A 15486-nucleotide genomic window follows, 5' to 3' on the forward strand; every position below is an offset into this window, starting at 1 on the left:
ATTACCGCCCTCCCGCTATTCTAGTTTTTATTTTGGCTCTTTTTTGATTTTCCAACTCCGAAAACGGAGCAACTACCCTTCCAAGTTCTCGTCCATCCACCTCCAGGACAAGTGTCATATTCCCACTGTGCCCTGTATAAGCACTGTAACCGCTCGTTGCCCCTGCGTAAGCGGGCCTTGCGACTGTATCCGGTTGCGGTACCATGACTTGTGCTACTTTGTCACTTGCCCTTTTCACCATCGATATCATGTTCAGTAGCCCAATAGCAGCTCCTTCACTGGCGTACTCACCGATTTTTGTTGTCACCTTTGACGGACTGTGTACTTGTAGCGCATTACGCATTGTAGCAGCCACAGAGTTTGCGACATTTCTTGCAGCCGCAATAGCCGCGCCGGAACCAGCATTTATACCATTAGCCAAGCCGTGTGAAGCAAACACTCCGGCGCTGTAAAAACTACTCTGCAATGTGTTGACTTGCGTAACCATCCGGGACTTTCCGGACGTAACTGCACTCACAGCAGAGTTCATGCCGGATGTAATCGTCCGCACAAATCCCGAAGTGCCGGAAGATGCTGCTGACTGTATCTGCCTCATGCCGGTGGCAACTTGTGTATTTTGATTTTTCATGCCAGTTGTGACCGACTGTGTACTCTGCTTCATGGCAGCGTCCACAATTTTCTTTGTGGAGTTCATGCCACTTGTGACTGTGGATGTCATGTCGGACATCCCGGTCTTAGCGGCTGCGTTCATGCCAGAAAATGCTTGGTTGGTGGTTTTTACAATACCTGTCATGCCGGACTTAGAAGCTGATTCTGCGGCTCTTATCCCGATCTGTATAGCAGATGACATAGCGCTGCCTATCTGTCCTTGGCTGGCTTGTACACCCATAACATATCCAGAGACTGCGTCTTGGCCAAGTCCCTCATAGACCTTGGACGGGGAGTTAGAATCCTGTTTCGCCGCTCCACCCTCTATGCCCGCTCCCACCATGTTTTCTACAGTGTCAACAACTTCTTCCGTGCCTTCATCGATGCCTTTCGCATACCCTTCTGGTACTGCGTTTCCAAGGGCAGGTATATCCGCTTCATTCAATGCGCTTTGTAGTGTTCCCAATACCCCAGCCTTACCGGAGATGTACTCCCTGACCGTTGCACGCTGACCATCATCGAGCTGCAGGGAGTCGGTGAACTTGCTGTTGATAGTCTGGTAGGCACTTTCCCATTCGCCCTGCGACGCCAACACCTCGTCAATACTCCCATCCATCATTTCCCGCAAAAGTGGAAGTGCTTCTGGCCCGGTTGCTCCAATTGCATTTAAGTAGCTTTCGCTTACCCCGGCATTTATTGCGGCAGCGTATAAATCCGCAAATTCTTGGGTTTTTTCAAGCGTATCCGTCTGGTTTTCACGCACTTTAGCCCATGTCTGTTCTGAATCTTCTTCAATCTTAGTGCTAAGGTCGGAAAGGCTTCCTGTCATTGTTTCATAGGCGCTCACCACCCTATCAAGCGTGATCTCTTGTGCTTCAGACAAGGCATTAAGACTGGTAATCTGTTTTTGCACGCCTGTATTCACGGCATCGCTGGCTATTGCGGATGCTTCGGCAGCTTTAGCGGCATTTTCTCCCATTGTGGTTTCCTGCGCCTTGATGGTTTCGGTTAATTCATCCTCCTTGAGTTTGAGGTCGCTCTTCGTGTCTATAAGGTCGCCTATTGTCTTACTCGTCTCCATAGATGTTGCAATCTGCCACCACTGCGCATCGTTATATTTTGTCTGTGCTTCCGCGAGAGCATTATCAGTTTCTTTTATTTTGGCAGCAACTTCTTGCTGTTCTTTCAGCAACTCCACATACCGTTCCTGTGATGCCTGCGCCTGTGCCTGCTCTTTATATGCCGCTATTTTAGCTTTAATGGCTCCTTCGGTCATATTCAGCATGTCAAGTTCTTCGTTGTAACTCAGGTTCAGGTCGTCCACGGAATCGTTCAGGCTCTTGACATATTGCCGTATCTCTTCCTTATCCTTTTTGGACTTCTTTTCCTTTGTTGACAGCTCCATCAGATTACTAAGCATCGTCTCGGTTGCGCCGTTTTGCGCATCTATCGCACGGATGTTAGCGTCATAGGCCTCTGCTGTGGATGCTATGTTAGAGGTGAGTTCCTGCGTTTCTTCAGACACTTTTTCCGTGGTGTCCTTTATTTCTTGCAGCTTCTTATCGTTTTTGACAATTGCTTTCGTAGCAGCAACCACAACACCGACAAACGCTGTCACAAGACCAATTACAACACCGATAGGGTTAGCGGACATAGCAGCATTCCAGAGTAGCTGTGCAGCTGTGGTCAACTTAACTTTTCCGGTAAGTACCCCCATCAAAAGAGTTTTTACGCTAATCGCTCCGGTACTGGCCAATAATGCAGCCGTTTCGGCAGATGTAGCAACTGTACCTTCTTTCGTGATAACGTTTCCTGCTTCGTCTACGGTCATACCAGCCCTTACCGCTGCGGCACGTATCAATTCAGCCTGTGCATTTTTTCCGAGCACAATAGTCAACGCTCCGTATGTGGCATCAATATTCCGGATAGCAGAGTCTGCCGCTTTGAAGTCGGCTGCAACCTTTTTTGTGACGCTCATAGCCGCCATTACCGTCTTAAATGTGGCAAATCCTCCCGCCGCCGTAAGTGCAGTAGCACCTAGCACGTCCAGATTATTAACTACCAGCTTAATCCCCGGTGCCGCAATCTTAACCGCTGCGCCGGTACCTTTTCCGACAACTTTCAAAAACTTTTCGAAGGTCTTTGCACTGTCCAGTAATCCGGTACGCATATCTGGCAATGCACCATTGGTCAGACCGCCGTCAATTTCTTGGATAATTGCCACCATGCCTCGGGCTGTAGCGGCTTTCATGTTGTCAAACGTTCCGCCCCAGCTTGCACCGGCTTCTTTTGCGGCTCCTGCTACACTCTGGACACCGTTTGTACCCTCACGCATGGCATTTTCTACAGTCGTTAAAAACTCCTGTGCACTGATACTTCCTGCGCTTAAATCGTCTTGTACGGACGCTGAATCCCTACCCACTGCCTGTGCATACATGCCAACAGCATCAATGCCGACGTCAAACAACCGGTTCAGTTGTTCCATTTCCACAGAACCTTTGGTGCGCATCTTGGCGAGTGCGTCCATGACCGTTTCTAATTGTTCGTTGGTGCCTTTGCCGTAAAATGCTACGGCATCCATCCAGCCTTCAACCGACCGGGTAGCATCACCGATATGCATACCCCTGGTCACAAAATCCTGCGTAGCTTTGGCAGCCACATCAAGACCGTAAGCGGTGCCTGTAGTGGCTCCGGACAATCTGTCCAATGCCTTATTGGCTGCATCAGAAGAACCGGTCATACGGGTCATGGTACGGTCGAACTGCTCCATGGTATCAATACGTCCAAACGCTTTGTCGAGGGATGCCCTGGCCGTACTTGCGCCCACCTGGATAAGCTTGAAAGCACCAACACCCTTAGCAATGTCCATAATGGATGTTTTAGCCTTTGCAGAGCCTTTGTCCAGGCCTTGCAGACTGGACTGTGCTTTATTCATTTGTGATGTAAATCCGTTGTCTATGGCACTTAATACCGCTTGTACGCTATAACTTTCCATCTGCTCCCTCCTCTCTCAACTGTTCTAATCGTCTGGCCACCTGTCGCAATCCGGAATCACATGCCTTAAATCCGCCGGCTTTTTTTACTTTGGAAATCCGTGCATCGTAGTCAAAAAACTTATCAAACCGTTTGTATACCAGCTCTGATTTATCCTTGCCTATCGCCCGTTCCGCTTTAATTTCTCGCATCAGCCATGCCTGCAGGTGCAGCTCGTATTCCCGGTCAACCTGTTTCAAGAGATTACCCTGTAACCGCAGGCGATATTCATACAGGCTCATCTCCTCGGCTTCGCGAAGCGTTGTTACTCCCAGCAGCCGGAAACAGTTAACAATCAGTTCTTCGTAGGTTTCTTTGGAGGACTTTTCGGCTTCTTGCCTTTCTCCTCTTCCTGGATTTCCTTCATCATGTTCAGAAGCGCCTCCATCTGTTCCACTCGGCTCCTGGTAACATTCGAGTTTTTTAGCTCACTTAACACCTCCTCGAATAACTTATCGATATCCTCGCATGCTTCAATATAGGTGTCTACCTCATCCCTGGTAGGTCTGTTGTCCTCAGTTGCGGTTGCGGAGTAGAGAAAATCAGCCAGCGTCACCGGATCGTGAGAAAATATCAAAGGCACTCTGTCCTCAAGCGTTGCGCCGAACTTCACGCCATTTTTTTCAAAATAATACTTTTCGTCCAGTTCGCGGATGAATTTAAGACCAAATCTCAAAGTATGGTCAATACCATTTATTTTAATCTGCATAGTTTCCTCCATAAAATTGGAGCGACAATACGCCGCCCCTTGCTTAATCAGCTGCCAGATTCGATTTCTGTGTCTTGGAACGCATACTGAATCGTAGCGATTTCGTCAGCCGTCAGCGTCACTTCGCCGTCCTGTAATTCACCATCGACGTTGAATGTAGTCGTGAACTGTGCAGCTTCTTCCACGTTCGCCGGGTCTTCCCATTCCGTCAAGCGTCCACGACCATATTTTGCCTTGTACTTGTTATCTGTGGTTTTATTGCCCAGGTCAATCTCCCAGACCTCAAGCAGTTCCCTTTTAAGCACGCTCTGCCGCAACATCTCGTTAACTTCATCCCTGGTGGAGATTGCAGAAATTTCAATCGATGTGGTCAGCCCGCCATCGTAGTTGATAGGACCGTCTTTTGTCATTTGACTGTCTGCATTGGTGTCATACGTGATGGTATGCTCAATTTGCAGTGCCAGCTTTGCTGCCTTTTTCGTTGCAGCATCTTCGTATCGGCGGAACTTTAAAATCTTCTCTTTGCCGAAAATAGGTGTTTGCATGTTTACCTCCTAATAAAATTGCGCAGTGACATCCAACACGCCGTGCCATAGAGCGGTTCCGGTGGACGTATCCTGCAAGATTTGTAAGTTACATTGATTCAAGGGGGTCAACCACCGTAATGACTCTGTGGTCTTAATCCCTTTAATTTCCATTAATAGCTTGTTAACTATATCCGATACCTGTTTGCGCTTGCCGCCCTCCCCCCACACATGCAGAGTCAAGGACACGCTACCCAATATCGCTGTTTTGGTAGCCCTCGGTATCAATATTGCTTCGCCAACCTCAATGAAGGGATAGGGCACATCTTCGAGCGGTTTATATGGGTATGTGTCATAGTGATTATTTAGACATAATTGAAAACAGGCATCGTAAAACTGCTGGTCTGGTTGCTTCATATCATTTCACCAGCCTTTGCATGTCGTTTTTAAATTTTGCAGACTGGATGCGAAAAGCAGGACGTACGTGTGGTGTTCCAGCCATGTATCGGGTACCATACTCTTGATAGGGCGCATATTCTGCCTCGCTGGTAACTTTGGCTGCCATACCCTGATTTTCAATATCCAGACGTATGTTACGTTTCAATGCGCCTGTATCGACCGGGGCGAAACGCTGGGTTTTCTGATGCATCTCTGCCCCATTAACCCTGACAACTTGTTTAACATCTTCTAAGGTAGCACACTTTTTAAGGTGCGCCATCAGCTTATCGATGCCCCTGATTTCTAACCCACTGCTCATTGCTTCACCTCTTCCACGATTAGGGTTTGTTTTCCCTTCAGGTCCGTGTGACTGGCGAACTGATACTTAACGTCCTTATAATACAGGTAGTCCCATGGCTCCTTGTACGGACGCAATAGTCGTATGACCTTGCGCTTTTTCTTATAGTCCCCGAAGAGTGCCTGCGCCCGATCGGTGCCTAAGTCTGTAATGCTGACATCTAACGTGGTCTTGATCTCTGTCTGTGGCTTATCCTCGCCCAGTGTCGGATCGTAGCCACCGGGTGTAAGCCGCACGAAAGTGATCCGGTCTAAATACCTCACAGAAACCTCACCACCCCTCTCTTATTACTCTCTTGCATAGTAAGCCATGCTTGAATTGCGGAGAGATACGGGGCAATATCATCCCCGTATGTAATACTCTCTCCCTCCTGGCTGTAGCTGGCCATACCTTCATTCCCGATCCGGTTAAAGCGTACAATTGCAAGCTCTGTCACGATGTACTGCAATGGATCCGGAACAGTCGTTACATCGGCTGGCAGATAAGCAAGCACCTGTCTCCCTGCATTAGCAATGATCAGGTTTAGCTTGCTGTCCATGTCGGTATCAGTAATACCCAACAGGAGTTTTACATCGTCAAGTGCTGCCATCTAATCACCTCGCTTACGGGGTTACTGGTGCTTCTGGTTCTTCCACCGTAATCACCGCAATTGCATCCTGATATTCTGCAAAGAGCCTTAAGCCCATAATTGCATAGGATTCAGACAGTGCACGGCTGTAATTGCCCTCGGTATGGAATCCAATCAGTCCAGTTTCAGAATCCGTGGTGTACGGCAGTCCTGCCTGCGCAAACTCGGAATCACCTGGATCTACATAATAACCAATGATGTTATTAATAGGCGTTGCGATGATCTGTCCTTCTTCCAATTCGGACGAAATGAATACGACATCTGCCCCTAGGAAGTTTTTCACGTAATCCATACCGAAAGCGGTCTGGATCGTGATCTGTGCGGCACCGACATACTTGTACAGGTCAAGAGTATTCACCCACACAGCAACGCCTGTGGCCGTTCTGTGTATCTTCTTAAACTTGTCCTTTACTTTTCCAATCACCATTGCGATTCCCATCTGCCAAGTCGTTTCGGTAGATGTCAGAGTTCCCGTTTTGAGGAAGTCGTAGAACCGGTTCAGTACGATATCCTGCAGCTCTGTCTTGAACTCTTCGTCTGTCATGGCAACAGCTACATCATAGCCATGCTCTGCAATAGCCTCGGCAGACACACCTTTTCGATATTTCTCAATATCAATAGAATCGTAAGGTGTCTCTTTTACTTCAAACTGGGAAAGCGGGATTTCCTCGCCCTCGGCTACCGTCCCACTCTTTAAAGTGCCGGTTGCTTTCTTTGTCTTTAAGGTGGTTCCGTTCCCTTTTTTGATAAATCTGGAAATGCCCATGATATCCGTCAGGGCTTGCAGATTTTTGGAGAAGGATGTAACAAAATCAATTTCTCTGGCTGCCACCGTGATCTGCGCTTTGCCGGTCATCCCCGCCGGCGCTGCAAATAACTGTAAATCAAATTTCTTTGTATGCATGTTCTTTATCTCCTTTACTGGAATAAATTAATATGTTCTGTGATCATTCTCTGTCTTTCGGCACGGTCTTTGATTGCAAGTATCTGTTCTTTGGTTACTGTTCCCTTTCCACCTGTTCCGGCTTTCGGGGGATTGCCCTTTAAAGCGTCCTTGACGGCACCTTGGACAGATTCTTTAAACAGCTTCGTAAATGATTCCACTGCTGTCTTTGTGTCCGCTGCATCGTCTGACACCAGATGTGACAGGAGTTCATCAGGAATCGTGATCTCCTCTTCGGAAAGCATCTTCCGGGCTGTCTTTGACATATCGGAAAGAGCATTTGCCCGCTTCAAGTCTGCGATCTCTTTTTCGAGTTTCCTGGCTTTATACTCGGCCTTCTCTTCCTTTGTCATTTTCGCCAGCTTTTCAGCCTCGGACAGCTTATCATCCGTCAATGCCTGCCACTTCTCCTGTGCGGTTGTGACCGCTGTGTTAATTGCTTTCTGCACCCGGCGATCAAACTCCGCCTGATTGCCTTCACCTTTCAGGAAATTGTCAAATGATACCGGGCCGTTGCCGTTACCACTTCTGGTCCCTGCACCACCTTCCTCTTCTGTTCCGCCACTTGCACCTGCCCCGTCTCCGTCGCCATTACCGTCACCGGCCCCAGCTCCGTCTCCCTCTGCGAATAGCTGCAGATCAAAAGGCTTCTTTGTTTCTCTCATCTCTAAATAAATTCTATTTCTCATAAAATCCTTTCCGTGCCCGCTCCATTCACTTAGTGCCCAGAGCGTTCACTGTAGTTTAATGTCAATTTCGGACAAGTTTTAAACAAGTCGCACATAATCTGGATGGGTACTTGCAACACCGCAAATGCCCAGAAAAAAAGAATCTACCAGAAGTTTTGACTTTTCTGACAAATCCTTAATTTTTAAAATGAATACGCCCGGCGCAATTGTGTAATCTGGCCTATCACCTGTCAGCCCCTCTATGGATGCGATTAAGCCCTGCGTTAACGTGGATACTGCGGCACACACGATATCTTGTCCTGGTGGGGCATATCCTGAGTGACCAAGCACTCTGATTTCGTCCTTTTGGACGCTTACATTAATCATGTTACCTCCTATTCTCTTTCATCTTGCTATTTTCTTCCGATTCCACCATAATGTACTTACAGGCTTGCTAAAGCCGAGTACATACGAAAGGAGGCCTCTCTGTGAAAATGAAGATAAAAGGGCTTGACGAACTTGAAAAACAGCTCAAGCAAATGGAAAAGGGTGCAAAAGAATTAGATGGGACTCACAGTGTACCGTTTGGTGAGTTATTTACACCATCTTTCATGAAAAAATACACATCCTTTTCTTCTATGGACGAGTTGTTAAATGCGGGCGGCTTTAAAGTTGAATCTCAGGAAGATTTTAAAAATATTCCCGAAGATGAATTTGACAAGCATATTGCTACAAGCACTAATTTTAGCACCTGGAAGGATATGCTAGGCAAAGCAAGTCAACAGTATGCCGCAAAGAAATTAGGCTTCTAATTCAGATGATCCTGAAAGCGATGTAATGGCTTGCTGGGCTTCATGCAAAAGCTCAACAAGTCTCTTCGCTTTTTCTATAGCATCATCTATTTCCTTGGTGTCAACCCTGAGATCAATTGTATAGTCCATTACAGTTACCTCCTATTCTCCGGACATTGCCCGTCCGGTGGCAGATTGCCGGATCACCGCCTTTCAAGCCTTGCTCGGTGGATAGATAATTTCAATGGATACTGCCCTTGAACCATCATCATAGTCAGTTACATTAACCTGTATGCTTTCGGTATCATCGATTTTTACACTTTTTAGGATTTTACATCCCAAGTCTAATACTTCGTTCTTTTCCGTCCTTTACACCTCCTTAAATTTGTGTACAAAAATAGCACCGGCCATTATCGACTGATGCTATCTATTGGTCAATTATCTCGAAATACTTCGGGGGATATAAATAATCCTCCCCGGAATCATCCACAATGCGGTACCAGCCCTTTTCAGTGGCCAGAACTTCATATACTTTGTCATGAGTTAATACCAAAAATTCAGTTTTCCCCAGATATTTAACTTTCATCCAACCACCTCTTTACCTTAAATTTTACTTTGCCAACAGATTCTTCCTGGAACCAATGCACTTCAGCAGGATATTCTTCTCCTGTATCTTCACCTACTAATATGCCTTCGCCTTTAGCATGCTGCCACTTCGAAACATCACCGCCGTATTCTTCTGTAAGTCCTTCTGGGACACCGCCATGAAGTGGGTGCTTTGTTCCTTTTCCGGCAAAAACCTCTGCGTTCTGTATGTGGGTACCCGGCACAAATTCATACTCAATGCCAGTTGTCCTATCAACAGCTTTATAATTTCTAGCCTTTGCTCCAACACTCCTGTGTATAATTATGTCCTTTAGTTTTATTGTATCATTTTTACCGGATTTTACAACACCTTTCGGTTGGCTTTTAATTTCCTGCGCTTCGATTTCGGCAAGTCTTGTCTCCAAGGCTTCTCGGTCAGCATGAGCTGCGGTACTGCAACGACAATGTGGATGCATGGGGCTGGCATTTGTCCCAGGCATCATCTTCTTTACATCAAATACCTTATCATCCAGAGCCTGACAGATTGGGCAGGCCGTCGGCTCCGCGATAAATACATACTTATCGTAGCCATTACGCTCATAGGACTGCTTCTGGGCTTCTGTCTGTACCCTGGCAAGCTCTGTCTGCATAAGTCTCTCCGCATTATTCCGGCTCACTCCAAACACTTTAGAGATATGCCTTGCCAGCTCCCTGGGATTTCTCCCTTGTATCAGACCAATTTTTAGCCGACTGGACAATTCTGCTTTCAACATATCCTGGTACATCCATATCCGGTCAGAGAACTTTGCATTCTGGTAAGAGGCATTCACGATGGAATGTGCTGTCTTTTCGTTGTTCAGAACCGACTTGCCAAGGATTCCAGCTTGGCGCTTGAACTCTGCCAATGTCCGATCTGTCAGCGTGGTGTCAAAATACTTCTGCAATTCGTCAAAACCATCCACCAGCTCAAGACCAATGTTCGCTTTTAAGAGTTCCAATCGGTTAATCTTCATGGTGGCGTTGTACAACCGCATCTCTTCATTGGCTTCTTTCGTGAAGGTTTTATCCTTTACATACCGCTTAGCCTTTCGCCCGTAAGCATCGATATCAAGCTGACTAACACGCTTCTTTGCCTCGCTTAAGGTTATCCCCTCTTTAGTAGCATAACGGGCATAAAAGCCATTGATTTCTTTCTGGATATTATCCAGCATGTAATCATAGGTCTCTTTGATTTTCTTGTTATATTGAATCTCATCCCTTATATTATTCTTGAGCTGTTTAGCTTCCCGCTGACTCCAATACGTTTTGCTGTTCATCCCTTAACCTCTCCAATAACCTATCCTCTGCGGCCGTCTCCTGTGCCCTCTCCTTCTCCTGCTCAATCTTCTGGATTTCAGTCTGCGCATTATCTACGACAGAAAGAACCGACAACAGCGTTTCCTGTGATACGATTCCGTCAAGGTTCTGTGCAATCTGTGTTTCCTCCAGGACATTTGCAGGGAAGTTCGGAGTGAAGCGATAATGCAGCTTTACCCAATCATCTTTCTTCATCCTTGACACCGGGTTGCTGAAAATCAGTTTATACCTGCGATTCATTCCGGATGTAAATTTCCGTTCCTTGGTCTTTTCCAGGTCGCTCATTGCTTGGAGCTTATATTTCAGAGCGATTCCAGAGCTGGTACCGAAATTCTCATCGGAAATATTGGCAACCATGCTGATCTGGAAAATTAATCGCTCCAATCGGTCAATTAAATGCTCCTGTGTGGCGTCGCCGTCCGGCTTGCTCATGAACTCCACTTCTGGAAGAATATCCCGCATCCCTTGTGTAAAATTGACAATCCGGTTATCTCGTATCTTTTTGACACTTCCATCATCTACGTAAGCCCCCAACACCTTCATGTAAGCATCGGCAAAATAATCTACATCATTTGCCTTTTCCGATATTGCCTTATTATAGGCGTTGATCATGGTCAGTACCGGTTCGAAAATCCCCAGTTGTTCCTCATTCTCGACATATTCTGTAGCAGGGACTCCGTCAAAGCCATGTATCTTTTCCTCCTCTTCCCATACAAGCCGCCCTTTTTGGGTAAAATACCGTACTTTGCTTTCATCCGATACGCTGCCGTGCAGCACATTATCAGCATCCAGGTACAGCCGTACAAAGTTCCTGGGCCTGCAAAGCACTGAATCATCGTAAATCATAAAGGCATCCATTGGTGTCAGATATGTAATTCCGATATTGGCCGCATCGTCTACGTAATACATTTCATAGCCTTTTCCATAGATGCTGCATATCTTCGACAGCTCCGCATTGTTATCATCCTGGTCATTATACTGATCCAGAAATTCCACGAACTTACCAATACTGTCCTCATCTGCTGCAATCTTGATGGGGTGTCCCATGAAAAACCCATTCATAGTGTCCACGATGTACTTTGCAAAGTTGACTGCGATACGGTTATCCGGTTTCCACTCCGGCTTTTTCTCCTGGTAAAATATCGGGTAATCCGTCTCATACGCATTTTTAAGCTGCTGATACCGGAATGTTGATTCATATGCATGCTGCCGGAGGAACTCTCCTAATTTTTCGTCTGTTAACTCTTCATCTGCTGCTAATCGAAACATATTAAATTCCTCCTTTCACTGGATTGTAATGGCTCTGTGCAACATCACGCTCTATCGAATACTCAAAGGCATCCAGCGTATCAATATCACTTGTGCCATCATCCAGACGTACATCCTCATCTGCCTTGCTGTCCCAGACGGCATCCTGCAATGCAGTGGATAATGTCTCACAATCCTCTGTCAACGAAAAAAGCCCGGCTCCCATGAGGCGGACTGTATAATCAATTCTATCTTTTATTCGTATTTTCCATGCCGGCAGCACGGCAACCCTTGGATACTTCTCCCGGCAGGCTTTTGTAATGCTCTGCCCCAGGACTGTTTCTGCATTGTCCCAGTAGACGAACCCCGGCATTCCATACTTCTCAATGACGGCTCCCACAAACTGCAGGAAGAGGTCTGACAAGAGGTTTGCATCAATACCCTGTGTATAATCCTTGTTCATGTATCGCCGGCTCATAAGAGCCTGCACTCTGCCACCCTTATATTTTCCTGTTGCCACAAAAGAATGGCCGGATCCATTGCCGCCAAAGTCAACACCAATCTCTATCCTTGCAATGTTCTCTCTGTCGGCTTTCTGCACAAAGCTGTTCGGAGCATCTGCAAACTTCCGATATATGGATCCTTCTGCCCGTTTCCACTGGCCCTCAATCAGGCGATCATAATAGACGGTTCCTTCATATTCTTTGCAGAGATTATAGACGTATTCTGACGGCAGGAACGGATTATCAAAAATCCGGTATTTCTGCAAATATATATCTGCGTCTGAATCAATAAACTGTTTTAGCCAGTGCGTAGGGCTCTCGGGGTTACACGCCCCGTCAAAACAGCTATACTGCTTATCTAGCCTTGATTTCAGCATCTGGAATACTTCTTGGTTCCACTTTGCGACCTCATCACCGTATGCGTACTTGATTGAGGAGCCTTGTATCTTTGCAACCTGGCTAATCTTCTCTGCGCCTAAACAGTAGACATCTTCTCCACATACCCTGGCAATATTACGGTTGTTAATCGTTCCGATCAGGCGGTCTGTGTATATCTCGCGCATTGGCTGCAGCACATTTCGCTCAACCGTTTCCCGGGATACACCAAGAATCACAGTCAGCCCTGGCTCTCCTGCTCTCTCCCGGATCCGTGCCGGCACTATGTATGCCGTGTCCACATAAGACTTCCCCGAACGAACAGCCCCGGATTTAATATTCCACCGGTGCGTTGCATTCACGATATACTCATTCTGTTTCCTGCTTAACTGCATTGTCACGTACCTCTTTCAATATCCTATCTAGCTTACTTAATGCCTCATCTGCTTCATTCTCGCCAGTGACAGCCTGTTTTCTGGCCTGTTTCAGCTCTGTGTCAGCCTCACGGTTGCGGATATCCTCGTCCGGCTTCGCCGTCTGCCCGGCATACTTCGCAATGGCTTCATAAGCCTTTACATTGCCCGAAAGAGCCTCCTTGATCATGGCTCCGTTAACAGCTGATTCAAGTGTACTGTCAAGCCCCAGGGCCTCCAGAATCGGTGTCCATTCAGGGCTATCTATTTCGGCGGTAAGCAGCAGGTTTAATGTCTTACGAAAGTTTGCTTTTCGACGTCTTACCTCTCCTGATTTTTTCCCACCTTTTGATGTCATTCTGCGAAGTTCTTCCGGACTTCTTTCGGAGTTTGGTATTAAGTTTTCACGTCCATTGCTCATCACCTCACCTTCCTATCTGGGTCGTTTTATATACGTAAAAAGAGGTGCCGAAGCACCTCTACATATAATATCCAAACTCTTTTTTAAATCTCTCCATATCTAAGTATGGAATTTCACCTTTCCCCACTTGATAAGAATTTGTAATGACAAAACTGTCACGCATTCTTACAACCATATTTTCAACTTCTTCATCGCTAAATCTATTAATGTGTAAAGGAATTTCTTTATTATCCCTCACATATACTGCTATTTTATATTCAAGATTTTCTCTATATCCATCTGGTCTTTCAAAACTTGTTTCAATTATCATTTTGATTTCTCCCTAAACTTCGTTTTTCAATAAACAAACTTTATTCAGACATAATAAACAGGTCCATCAGTCTCACATTTAAAAACCTCATTTTTACATTCAGGGCACCTATTATATATAGATCCTGCATTGTTATTTCGCTCAACCATTCTTACTTTTATTCTTCTAACATCATAACAAGTAGAACAGAAAGGTCCTTCACCATCAAAATAATAACAATTGTCCCTAAATTCTTTTACTTTGACATTATCAATAACCTCATGAAGCTTTTTATTCTCATCTTGTAGTTTTTGATTTTCAACTACAAGATTTTTCATTTCGGTTTCTAAATTCCAAAGATCATTTGCTAATTCTCCTTTTCCAGAATCTTTTAGAAATTTTGTTGTATCTTTTATAACTTTTCCAACAGCTCTTATTGCTTTAGCAGCCATTTATTTCCTCCTACATTTTTCTTTGATTATATCCCAATTTTTTACAATTTGCAAATATAAAAAGCACCCGGCAGCGCGTAATGTCTGCCAGATGCCAAAAAATGGGGAGGTACCTCCGCATAAGCGGAGAGTCGGAACAACAGGAATCGAACCTGTAACCACGGGCGCTACCCGTTACACCTGCCATTGGTGTTATATTCCGATAAGTGACGGCAACACGTCTCGGGGGTGTTTATTCTTAACCGCCACTGTCAGAGTTCTTACTTGGCCCCATCAACTCTAACTAAGGAGCAGACAACTGCCAGGATCTGACACCTGGCAATCGTGATCAAACATTTAGGAGAATTTCACAAGAACTATTTCCACTGTTCTCACTTTACACTATATCATAGTCCTATATGTCTTTATATGTCTACTTTTCGTCAAGTGGAAAGTTTCGCAGTGATCTTCCATGCATTCTGAGCACATAACCATATTCATAATGCATCCGTACTGAGATCTCTGCAAAGTTCATCCCTTGAATATATCTCAGCCATAGAAGAGTCTTTTGATTTTCGCAATGCATAGAGTTGATTCTTTCATTGATTTCATGCCTCAGCTCTGTCTTGTCCTCCAGCTTACATTTTAAATCAAGCATGAGAGAATCAAGCCGTGCTGCATATGCTGATAGGTCTGTCTGGTTATGACTGTGCGGCATATCGTCCAGGATGACTGACGGACACATTTTATCTAATCGCAGTTGTTCTATCTCATCTTTAATTCTCTGCTCTTCTCTAACCGCTTCCTGATAAGATTTCAAATACTCTTTTTTCCTGTCATTTTCCTTTCTTACTGCTTCCATAGTCGCCTCCTGATGTCCCTGACAATATTCCGAGTAACTCCCCGTATGTAAAGCTTTCATACCCACCTCTCTTGCAATCTCGAAAGAAAACATAACTAGGATAAAATGTCAGCGGCTGCATAGGTCTTTTACTATCGTCATTTGTGTCCGCACATCCAGATCGGATCATATAAGTCTTCCCTGTATTCAATCGTTTAGTAACCCATGCCTTCGCATCTTCTCTTGTAATCCCTGTCAACTCTTCACTCGTCATCTGCTCATCC

General features: G+C 45.7%; 21 protein-coding genes and 1 tRNA gene. 1 reads left to right on the forward strand and 21 read right to left on the reverse strand.

Annotated elements, in window-relative coordinates:
* Position 1: 1 nt before the first annotated feature.
* The 10 genes from INP51_RS13870 to INP51_RS13915 all read right to left on the reverse strand — a co-directional run bounded on the left by INP51_RS13870 (position 2) and on the right by INP51_RS13915 (position 8336).
* A complete protein-coding gene (locus INP51_RS13870; protein ID WP_193735390.1) occupies positions 2 to 3643 on the reverse strand; it encodes a tape measure protein in 3642 nt (1213 codons plus the stop codon).
* The gene (locus tag INP51_RS13875) at positions 3630 to 3923 is read right to left on the reverse strand and encodes a hypothetical protein (protein ID WP_193735391.1); all 294 of its coding nucleotides are present in this window, start codon (positions 3921 to 3923) and stop codon (positions 3630 to 3632) included. The genes INP51_RS13870 and INP51_RS13875 overlap by 14 nt, the downstream gene beginning before the upstream one ends.
* A gap of 53 nt (positions 3924 to 3976) precedes the next feature.
* Complete coding sequence (locus INP51_RS13880; RefSeq protein ID WP_193735392.1) at positions 3977 to 4390, reverse strand: tail assembly chaperone; 414 nt, start codon at positions 4388 to 4390, stop codon at positions 3977 to 3979.
* 47 nt (positions 4391 to 4437) lie between these two features.
* Entirely contained in the window at positions 4438 to 4935 is a 498-nt protein-coding gene (locus INP51_RS13885) for a phage major tail protein, TP901-1 family (protein ID WP_193735393.1), read from the reverse strand.
* Positions 4936 to 5332: 397 nt separating this feature from the next.
* Positions 5333 to 5671 (reverse strand): HK97-gp10 family putative phage morphogenesis protein, encoded by a 339-nt coding sequence (locus tag INP51_RS13890; RefSeq protein WP_193735394.1) that lies wholly within the window; start codon positions 5669 to 5671, stop codon positions 5333 to 5335.
* Complete coding sequence (locus INP51_RS13895; protein WP_193735395.1) at positions 5668 to 5973, reverse strand: hypothetical protein; 306 nt, start codon at positions 5971 to 5973, stop codon at positions 5668 to 5670. The genes INP51_RS13890 and INP51_RS13895 overlap by 4 nt, the downstream gene beginning before the upstream one ends.
* A complete protein-coding gene (locus INP51_RS13900) occupies positions 5970 to 6299 on the reverse strand; it encodes a phage head-tail connector protein (RefSeq protein ID WP_193735396.1) in 330 nt (109 codons plus the stop codon). The genes INP51_RS13895 and INP51_RS13900 overlap by 4 nt, the downstream gene beginning before the upstream one ends.
* 13 nt (positions 6300 to 6312) lie before the next feature.
* On the reverse strand, positions 6313 to 7242 hold the full coding sequence (locus tag INP51_RS13905; protein WP_230406815.1) for a hypothetical protein: 930 nt from the start codon (positions 7240 to 7242) through the stop codon (positions 6313 to 6315).
* Between the two features lie 14 nt (positions 7243 to 7256).
* Positions 7257 to 7970 (reverse strand): DUF4355 domain-containing protein, encoded by a 714-nt coding sequence (locus tag INP51_RS13910; protein ID WP_230406816.1) that lies wholly within the window; start codon positions 7968 to 7970, stop codon positions 7257 to 7259.
* A 78-nt stretch (positions 7971 to 8048) separates the two neighbouring features.
* Complete coding sequence (locus INP51_RS13915; protein WP_193735397.1) at positions 8049 to 8336, reverse strand: ribosomal-processing cysteine protease Prp; 288 nt, start codon at positions 8334 to 8336, stop codon at positions 8049 to 8051.
* 101 nt (positions 8337 to 8437) lie between these two features.
* On the opposite strand from INP51_RS13915, the gene INP51_RS13920 reads away from it, so the two are divergent.
* Complete coding sequence (locus INP51_RS13920; RefSeq protein ID WP_331463459.1) at positions 8438 to 8761, forward strand: hypothetical protein; 324 nt, start codon at positions 8438 to 8440, stop codon at positions 8759 to 8761.
* On the opposite strand, the gene INP51_RS13925 is transcribed toward INP51_RS13920, so the two are convergent.
* The 11 genes from INP51_RS13925 to INP51_RS13975 form a co-directional block, all read right to left on the reverse strand.
* Positions 8750 to 8890, reverse strand: a complete 141-nt coding sequence (locus tag INP51_RS13925; RefSeq protein WP_193735398.1) for a hypothetical protein — start codon at positions 8888 to 8890, stop codon at positions 8750 to 8752. The genes INP51_RS13920 and INP51_RS13925 overlap by 12 nt on opposite strands.
* A 277-nt stretch (positions 8891 to 9167) precedes the next feature.
* Positions 9168 to 9326: a hypothetical protein gene (locus INP51_RS13930; protein WP_193735399.1), complete on the reverse strand. Its 159-nt coding sequence runs from the start codon at positions 9324 to 9326 to the stop codon at positions 9168 to 9170.
* A complete protein-coding gene (locus tag INP51_RS13935) occupies positions 9316 to 10641 on the reverse strand; it encodes a minor capsid protein (RefSeq protein WP_193735400.1) in 1326 nt (441 codons plus the stop codon). Before INP51_RS13935 ends, INP51_RS13930 begins: the two co-directional genes overlap by 11 nt.
* Positions 10604 to 11950 (reverse strand): phage portal protein, encoded by a 1347-nt coding sequence (locus tag INP51_RS13940; RefSeq protein WP_193735401.1) that lies wholly within the window; start codon positions 11948 to 11950, stop codon positions 10604 to 10606. Before INP51_RS13940 ends, INP51_RS13935 begins: the two co-directional genes overlap by 38 nt.
* Position 11951: 1 nt before the next feature.
* Positions 11952 to 13202: a terminase large subunit domain-containing protein gene (locus INP51_RS13945; RefSeq protein ID WP_193735402.1), complete on the reverse strand. Its 1251-nt coding sequence runs from the start codon at positions 13200 to 13202 to the stop codon at positions 11952 to 11954.
* The gene (locus INP51_RS13950; RefSeq protein ID WP_193735403.1) at positions 13177 to 13641 is read right to left on the reverse strand and encodes a hypothetical protein; all 465 of its coding nucleotides are present in this window, start codon (positions 13639 to 13641) and stop codon (positions 13177 to 13179) included. The genes INP51_RS13945 and INP51_RS13950 overlap by 26 nt, the downstream gene beginning before the upstream one ends.
* 58 nt (positions 13642 to 13699) lie before the next feature.
* On the reverse strand, positions 13700 to 13951 hold the full coding sequence (locus INP51_RS13955) for a hypothetical protein (RefSeq protein WP_193735284.1): 252 nt from the start codon (positions 13949 to 13951) through the stop codon (positions 13700 to 13702).
* A 44-nt stretch (positions 13952 to 13995) separates the two neighbouring features.
* A complete protein-coding gene (locus INP51_RS13960; RefSeq protein WP_193735285.1) occupies positions 13996 to 14382 on the reverse strand; it encodes a hypothetical protein in 387 nt (128 codons plus the stop codon).
* Positions 14383 to 14513: 131 nt separating this feature from the next.
* Positions 14514 to 14584: transfer RNA gene (locus INP51_RS13965), tRNA-Ala, on the reverse strand.
* 210 nt (positions 14585 to 14794) lie between these two features.
* Positions 14795 to 15223 (reverse strand): hypothetical protein, encoded by a 429-nt coding sequence (locus INP51_RS13970; RefSeq protein WP_193735286.1) that lies wholly within the window; start codon positions 15221 to 15223, stop codon positions 14795 to 14797.
* Positions 15198 to 15476, reverse strand: a complete 279-nt coding sequence (locus INP51_RS13975; protein WP_193735287.1) for a hypothetical protein — start codon at positions 15474 to 15476, stop codon at positions 15198 to 15200. Before INP51_RS13975 ends, INP51_RS13970 begins: the two co-directional genes overlap by 26 nt.
* Between the last annotated feature and the right edge of the window lie 10 nt (positions 15477 to 15486).

Source organism: Blautia liquoris, assembly GCF_015159595.1.
Classification (GTDB): domain Bacteria; phylum Bacillota; class Clostridia; order Lachnospirales; family Lachnospiraceae; genus Novisyntrophococcus; species Novisyntrophococcus liquoris.

Bases quoted from the DNA above. Each gene is read 5' to 3' on its own strand.
- INP51_RS13870 (WP_193735390.1), bottom strand. From the start codon at position 3,643: ATGGAAAGTTATAGCGTACAAGCGGTATTAAGTGCCATAGACAACGGA.
- INP51_RS13875 (WP_193735391.1), bottom strand. From the start codon at position 3,923: ATGAGCCTGTATGAATATCGCCTGCGGTTACAGGGTAATCTCTTGAAA.
- INP51_RS13880 (WP_193735392.1), bottom strand. From the start codon at position 4,390: ATGCAGATTAAAATAAATGGTATTGACCATACTTTGAGATTTGGTCTT.
- INP51_RS13885 (WP_193735393.1), bottom strand. From the start codon at position 4,935: ATGCAAACACCTATTTTCGGCAAAGAGAAGATTTTAAAGTTCCGCCGA.
- INP51_RS13890 (WP_193735394.1), bottom strand. From the start codon at position 5,671: ATGAGCAGTGGGTTAGAAATCAGGGGCATCGATAAGCTGATGGCGCAC.
- INP51_RS13900 (WP_193735396.1), bottom strand. From the start codon at position 6,299: ATGGCAGCACTTGACGATGTAAAACTCCTGTTGGGTATTACTGATACC.
- INP51_RS13905 (WP_230406815.1), bottom strand. From the start codon at position 7,242: ATGCATACAAAGAAATTTGATTTACAGTTATTTGCAGCGCCGGCGGGG.
- INP51_RS13910 (WP_230406816.1), bottom strand. From the start codon at position 7,970: ATGAGAAATAGAATTTATTTAGAGATGAGAGAAACAAAGAAGCCTTTT.
- INP51_RS13915 (WP_193735397.1), bottom strand. From the start codon at position 8,336: ATGATTAATGTAAGCGTCCAAAAGGACGAAATCAGAGTGCTTGGTCAC.
- INP51_RS13925 (WP_193735398.1), bottom strand. From the start codon at position 8,890: ATGGACTATACAATTGATCTCAGGGTTGACACCAAGGAAATAGATGAT.
- INP51_RS13930 (WP_193735399.1), bottom strand. From the start codon at position 9,326: ATGAAAGTTAAATATCTGGGGAAAACTGAATTTTTGGTATTAACTCAT.
- INP51_RS13935 (WP_193735400.1), bottom strand. From the start codon at position 10,641: ATGAACAGCAAAACGTATTGGAGTCAGCGGGAAGCTAAACAGCTCAAG.
- INP51_RS13940 (WP_193735401.1), bottom strand. From the start codon at position 11,950: ATGTTTCGATTAGCAGCAGATGAAGAGTTAACAGACGAAAAATTAGGA.
- INP51_RS13945 (WP_193735402.1), bottom strand. From the start codon at position 13,202: ATGCAGTTAAGCAGGAAACAGAATGAGTATATCGTGAATGCAACGCAC.
- INP51_RS13950 (WP_193735403.1), bottom strand. From the start codon at position 13,641: ATGAGCAATGGACGTGAAAACTTAATACCAAACTCCGAAAGAAGTCCG.
- INP51_RS13955 (WP_193735284.1), bottom strand. From the start codon at position 13,951: ATGATAATTGAAACAAGTTTTGAAAGACCAGATGGATATAGAGAAAAT.
- INP51_RS13960 (WP_193735285.1), bottom strand. From the start codon at position 14,382: ATGGCTGCTAAAGCAATAAGAGCTGTTGGAAAAGTTATAAAAGATACA.
- INP51_RS13970 (WP_193735286.1), bottom strand. From the start codon at position 15,223: ATGGAAGCAGTAAGAAAGGAAAATGACAGGAAAAAAGAGTATTTGAAA.
- INP51_RS13975 (WP_193735287.1), bottom strand. From the start codon at position 15,476: ATGACGAGTGAAGAGTTGACAGGGATTACAAGAGAAGATGCGAAGGCA.